Origin of the sequence: Arsukibacterium sp. (assembly GCF_041616895.1) — a bacterium.
In the GTDB taxonomy this organism is placed as follows: Bacteria; Pseudomonadota; Gammaproteobacteria; order Enterobacterales; family Alteromonadaceae; genus Alishewanella.
In genome coordinates, this window is the sequence record NZ_JBFJPY010000011.1 from 45,806 (window position 1) to 52,017 (window position 6,212).

General features: G+C 44.8%; 4 protein-coding genes and 1 other RNA gene. 1 reads left to right on the plus strand and 4 read right to left on the minus strand.

All coding sequences use genetic code 11. The annotated features are described in order from the left end of the window. Positions 1–34 precede the first annotated feature (34 nt). Positions 35–877 carry a PEP-CTERM/exosortase system-associated acyltransferase gene (locus ABY802_RS03650; protein WP_372625651.1) on the minus strand — a complete coding sequence of 281 codons (843 nt, stop codon included), beginning with the start codon at positions 875–877 and terminating at the stop codon, positions 35–37. 319 nt (positions 878–1,196) lie between these two features. On the opposite strand from ABY802_RS03650, the gene arfB reads away from it, so the two are divergent. Then, entirely contained in the window at positions 1,197–1,616 is a 420-nt protein-coding gene (arfB, locus tag ABY802_RS03655; protein ID WP_372625652.1) for an alternative ribosome rescue aminoacyl-tRNA hydrolase ArfB, read from the plus strand. Positions 1,617–1,718: 102 nt separating this feature from the next. Here arfB and ABY802_RS03660 read toward each other — a convergent pair whose 3' ends face one another. The 3 genes from ABY802_RS03660 to ssrA form a co-directional block, all read right to left on the minus strand. Further along, positions 1,719–3,794, minus strand: coding sequence for an amidohydrolase family protein (locus ABY802_RS03660; protein ID WP_372625653.1), 2,076 nt, complete (start codon positions 3,792–3,794; stop codon positions 1,719–1,721). 118 nt (positions 3,795–3,912) lie between these two features. After that, positions 3,913–5,628 carry a diguanylate cyclase gene (locus tag ABY802_RS03665; protein WP_372625654.1) on the minus strand — a complete coding sequence of 572 codons (1,716 nt, stop codon included), beginning with the start codon at positions 5,626–5,628 and terminating at the stop codon, positions 3,913–3,915. A 205-nt stretch (positions 5,629–5,833) separates the two neighbouring features. Further along, positions 5,834–6,194: a transfer-messenger RNA gene (ssrA, locus tag ABY802_RS03670) on the minus strand. Positions 6,195–6,212 lie beyond the last annotated feature (18 nt).

The following is a 6,212-nucleotide window of genomic DNA, read 5'->3' on the forward strand; positions in this document are numbered from 1 at the left end:
CTGTTAATCAATGATACTTCAGATACGCCATCTATCAGGCAATGGCCCACTGTAAATCAGAACCGGAATGGTTCTGCTGGCTAACAACCTGTTGCCCAGTTTTGCTGAGCAATTGCCCGTTTAATGTTTGCATGAGCTGCCGGTACTCTGGTTGCAGATTAGCAATAACCTCGCGACCGTCCAGGTAATAAGGCGCACGCTTACCGTTAAAATCGATAGCTTCGCCAATCTGGGTAAAATTAATACCAATGCGCTGCAGTATTCTGGCCAGGCTGGGCTCAATACTTACAAAGCCGTGGTAGTATCCTTTTTCCAGGCACATTGCTGTCGCCATCAGGTACAAGCCAATGGCGATATACCGATTAAAGGGTTGATGAGCACTACTGAGGGTGGGTAAATCCTTGGCAGACGCATCTTTTAAGCGACGCCTGAACCTTGCGGCAACGGCCAGTCTGGATATCTCACAGACATTTTCCCGCGGAAAACACTGGGGTGTTAAATGCACATTGGTAAAGCGGCCGGCGTAGTATTTTTCAATGGGCAGCGGAGCGGGATCTTGTTCACAATGAATTAATCGCACGGTTCCGGCAATTTCACCGCTGTGCAGGTCAGCCAGACTGCAATGTAATGCGCGCTGGTCATCGTCATCATGTTCCAGTCCTGACGGTCGTGGTGGTTCGAAACTGAGTTCTTCACAGTACACTTTATGGCGTAAGCGAAATACGTTATTCTTTTCCTGGTGGCTTAACGCCTGAGAAGCTTGGAAAAAAGCGCTAAAATCAGATAAGTTTAATTCAGTTGCTGATTCTGCTTTTGATATTTTGGGCACAAAAGCATTTTGCTCCGGCGTTCGCAATGTCGGATTAAACAGTGTCATCGTTATACCCTAAAGATGATAGTACTACCCACGCTATCGATAAAATTACGGTCTGTGTTTGTTGCTGCTTAGCCTGCTAAGACCTAACCATCCATGATAAAGTAGGGCACTTCACTGTGCTCAGATGAAATTACTATGCAGATCATCTTTTAGCGGGTCAAACCCAAAGTCGCTGGATCTGTTCCAATAAAAGAAAATTATTAAATAATAACTTGATTTTACAGTTGTTAATTTTTTAAACTTTTTTATCACCAGTTCGTCGATAAATTAAGCTTAAGTTCATAAAACGGCAATTACAGCGGAAATAGGAAGGAAATGCGTGGCAATTACAATTTCTACAAGCGTGAGTATCGCCGACAATGAGCTTGAATGGCAATACATTCGGGCTTCCGGGGCGGGTGGTCAACATGTTAATAAGGTATCGACTGCTGTGCAGATTATCTTCGATATTAATGCCTCGTCACTGCCGGAGTTCTACAAACACCGCTTACTGAATCGCAGCGACCATCGCATTACCAAAAGTGGCAAAGTGATTATTAAATGTCAACAAAGCCGCAGTCAGGAAATGAACCGGGAACTGGCGTTGGCGCAGTTTATTGAGCTGGTGCAATCTGTTGCTAAAGTGCAAAAAAGACGGGTAGCAACCAAGCCCACTTATGGCAGTCAGCAACGGCGGTTAGAAGGAAAAAAACAGCGCAGTAAAACCAAGGCGTTACGCCAGGGTAAGCCTGATCACTAGCGTGTTTTTTTCAGAAAACTGTGATAGAGAATCATCACAAAAATTGCCACAGCAAACAAAAGACCACCATACGGTGGCCTTGTCAGCTAAGTGCTCAAACAGCTAATCGCCGTAATGTACTTGCGGCACATCAGTGAAGGGTTTAATACCAAACTCAGGGTAAACTTGAGATGGAAAATAAATCTGACCATTCTTAGCGACCATTGATACCGTTTTAATGGCGCGTAAGTCTTGCAGTGGGTTGCCTGGCACTAAGAAAAAGTCGGCCAGTTTACCGGTTTCAATACTGCCTAACTGCTCGCCATAAGCCAGGTAATTAGCCATATCGTAAGAGGCCCGACGCAATACTTCAGCATTTGACATTCCGATTTTAGAAAATAACTCTAATTCGCGATGCAGCTCAAAGGCGCCACCTAAATCGGTACCGGGAACGATAAAAATACCTCTTTGATGCATCAGGCTTAAAGTTGCCACAATTTTATCAAAGGCAGCCATATAGGCGATATCTTCTGCCTCATCAGCGACATTTAGCAGCGCTTGTTTGGCTGAGCGCTGCACACCAATAGGCATATGATCAATGTAATCTATCATGCCACGCCGGGTCTGGCCGTTGCGCCCGGTCAGCCCGAATTCATGAATTACCATGGTTGGATCGATAGCGATATTTTTGTCGACCATAATGTCCAATGACGTTTTAACGGCTTCGCTATTAAGATCTAAATCTGCAAAACGTTTCATACCGGTAATGCGGAACAGGGTACGGGTGTCTTCTTCTCTGTCGAGCACCCAGCTCAACATCAGCTGATTAATATGCGTCACCTCGTCGTAGCCGTTTAGCATCATTTCATCAACTTTGGAAAATGCTGGTATGTGGCCAGCCACCCGCATGCCGTGTTTTTTGGCTTCAGCCACCATGGCTGGCACCCATTCACCTTTAACAGAGCTGTAAATTTTAATCTGATGATAGCCACCACGCTCAGCATACATTTTAATTAATGCGACCGCTTCCTGTTCGTTTGCTGCCAACTCGCCCGTGGCGTTAGAAAACGGACTTTTTCCTTCGATAAAAGCACTTTTGGTAATGCGGGGGCCAATTAATACATTACGCTCTATTTTATCTTCCAGAGCTTCAAGGACCTCCATTTCGTTACCCATATCGCGTACCGAGGTCACACCAGCCATTACATTTAGCAGAGCATCATCATCGCTCATATGACCATGCATTTCATACAACCCCGGAATAAGGGTACCGCCATTGCCGTCAATTACTACTTCATCAGGCGATGGTTGTTGCACCACGGCTTCAATGGCCGCAATTTTATTGTGGTTTAACAGTACCGATTTAGGCTGAGAAAGAGACAAGGTTTGTGGTTCAAATATCCGCACGTTATTAATACGCACCGGTTTTTCAAATGTATTGGTGGCACGCTGTGCGATCGCTTCAAAGCGGGAGGCATTAAGCTCTGCCGCCAGTTCCCGTAATTTCTGATCTTCGCCAACCAGGTCATTTCGAAGCAGGGTAAAACGCGGTGATAAATAACCGAGCATGTTGCCTTTATCATTAAGAGCAATATAGCTGGGGTCTAAATTAATACCTGAAATGGCATAAATAATGGCATCGACGGGCGCACCGGCTGTAGTGCTTTGCAACGAAATCGTCTGTTGCTTTTCGATGCGAAGCGTACCACCCGGCAGGGCTGACAAGGTGTTGTCTTCGTCATTTAACAGGGCACTGGCATACAGGTAGAGTGAATACGGGCTGGCATTTTGCGCTACATAAATGGCGTTATCAGAGAATGTGGCCTCGCCCCCGCCGGCAGCATCCTGCCAGGTTGCTTTGCCATTTTCGGCGGTAAAGCGCTCATCAACAGTGTTACCAAATACCGTCTTGCCGCTAATTTTCCAGTCAAGCGGCAAGCCAGTGTCTGACAGCCGGAGGCGTTCTTTACTGCTGGCACCGCGACCGTTATTGCTATAGCCATAGTCAATATTTAACTGATTACTATCGCGAGCCACTTTAAGCTCACCCACATTGTTGCCACCAAATAACACCGCGTAGCTTTCACTGCGTGGCGCTGTTGCTGTTGTTGCAGCATTGTCTTGCGTTTGCGGTTTATCGTTAGGTGAACAGCCAAATATACCAATGCATAATAAGCTGAGTGTCAGATGTTTAAACATGAAAACGGCCTGGGTTGCGATGCGTGTAGCTGCAGTATTACACAGCGTCTGAAAAAGACAATCAGCAGACTAAGAAAGCATTAGCGAAAAAATTAAAGTCGATTCAATGCCTAAGTAATTATAAGTTGGCACTAAGTTTTGGCTCATTGATCACTTTTACCGTATTTCTACCTTGCTCCTTGGCTGAGTAAAGTGCTTCGTCAGCCAACGTAATTAATTTATCCAGATCGATTTGATCCGGCGTTGCACTAACAACGCCGATACTTATAGTCACACTGCCAACTTTATTAAAGCTAATTTGTTCAATTTGCGTACGTAGCTCTTCTGCGAGTTGTTTCGCTTGGTTGATAGAGGTAGTGGGTAAAAATATCAAAAACTCTTCTCCACCCCAACGCAATGCAATATCAGAATCCCTAATACGGCTCTTAATAATTTTGGCCACACCTTCCAGCACGCAATCCCCGGCAGCGTGACCAAATTGGTCATTAATTCGTTTAAACCAATCTAAATCCATCAACATAATGGACATGGGCGTATTGTTTCTTTTACCCAGCTCCCAACTTGGGCTAAGCAGCTTGGAAAATGCGCGGCGGTTATACAAGTTGGTTAAAGGATCGTGCAGGGCATTGCTTTCGGCTCTAATACGGGCTTCCTGCGCTAATTTGAAATTAAAACCAAGTGATATGGACAGCAATGACATTTCTAATAGCATACCCACTTCTATTCCCCGGAACGCCCACTGCGAATAAGGAATAATTCCCCAGGTCGCAAAACTGGAAAAGGTCGCGCCTCCGGTTCCCATAATGATTGCGGGTATAAAAAATTTGGCAATGGGATCTTTGTTTTTTAATGCCATGCATCCAACCACTACCATCCAGACCGATAGGCTGGTTAGCATGATCAACTGAATCATGATGATCAACGAACGATTACCGGATAAAAATATCAGCCCGGCTATTATCAGTAAACTGACATATATTAGGTGCCTGTAACCATACAAAGTCGGTAAAAAAGTACGCGTATTTAAAAAGCCGATGGTAAACAGTACTGCTGAAAACAAGTAGCAAAACATCAGACCAGGCATCATCCATTGTTGCATGGTGACAGACCCTGACCAAACCAGCCAGAAACCATGTCCTGTATAAGTGAAGTTGAATGCGGTGAACGCCATCAGGTAGATGGGGTAGAGTAAATACCTCAGTTCTCTTATATAAAAAAACAACGCAAGATTGTAGATAAGCAGGATCAGTAAACCGCCATACAACGCACCATAAAAATAAGCATTTTCTGCAAAAGCAGACAGCATTGCTCTTTCGCTTCCAAGGTAGATAGGGATGGTCATTGGGTCTTCAGAGCGGAACCGAAACAGTACATGAGATGTGCCAGAGGGAAATTCAAACGCAGCCGAGGGCATTCGTTCTTGACGCAAACGTCGGCTAAAGGGCACGTTATCGCCTATCGATACCTGGCTAACTAAAGCGCCAGCAGAAAAAAAATAAAGATCAATATTGTCGAGCCAGGCGTTATCAATTTTTATGACATTTTGTACCGCAATTTGAGAGGCATTCTCAAAAGGCAATACTGCCCATATCGTACTTTGGGTAAAGCCAAAGCTGACTTTATTTTCAGTATTCTTTTTAAATTCATTACGTTGATATGCCTGAAAAGCGTTCTGAGGATTTAAGTTGGATGATTTATCTTTAAGTAAATACAACTGGTCATTAACCAGTTGTATTTGATGTTCAGAGGACGATGTATTTGCTATCGCGTAAAAACACCACGAGCAAATCACCAGAAAAAAGGTCGCTATAGCGAGCATTCTACAACGGCTCATATATATACTTGTTGTGATCCACTTTGCTCAGCGTTATCTAATAAAGGTTAGAAAACCATATCTGCCAATTCGGATAACTATAGCCTATATCTGAGCCAATACTGCGATAACTTGTTGTAGCGGCGTGAACGAATAGATCGTATGTCCCAAACTTTTATGAAGTAGAAAAGCAAAAGGCCACCTTGCGGTGGCCTTTTGCTTTGTGTGGTGGAGCTGGGGGGATTTGAACCCCCGTCCGAAAAACCTACATCTTCGGTACTACATGCTTAGCACATTCATTTAGTTAACCCTATGAGCGCCGAATGGCAGGCTATCGTCGGGCGAGCCTGATTGGTTTTAACGTGTTGTCTCCAGGCGAAGACGCGACGCGATTCTGTTAGGGGTGATCTTCCAGAGTCTCAGCTTACAGACATGCGTGAGGGGAAGAGCTCTCTACTGCCTATTAAGCAGCGAGTGCGTAGTTTTCGTCGTTTGCGACTAGTTTTTTGCGGTTTTTTTACGAGGCCTACCGCACCTCGGCATGCACCTAGGAGTTCGTGAATCCCGTCGAATCCAGTATCAGCCCCGAATTCTGTGGTTTAACA

Bases quoted from the DNA above. Each gene is read 5' to 3' on its own strand.
- ABY802_RS03650 (WP_372625651.1), bottom strand. From the start codon at position 877: ATGACACTGTTTAATCCGACATTGCGAACGCCGGAGCAAAATGCTTTT.
- ABY802_RS03660 (WP_372625653.1), bottom strand. From the start codon at position 3,794: ATGTTTAAACATCTGACACTCAGCTTATTATGCATTGGTATATTTGGC.
- ABY802_RS03665 (WP_372625654.1), bottom strand. From the start codon at position 5,628: ATGAGCCGTTGTAGAATGCTCGCTATAGCGACCTTTTTTCTGGTGATT.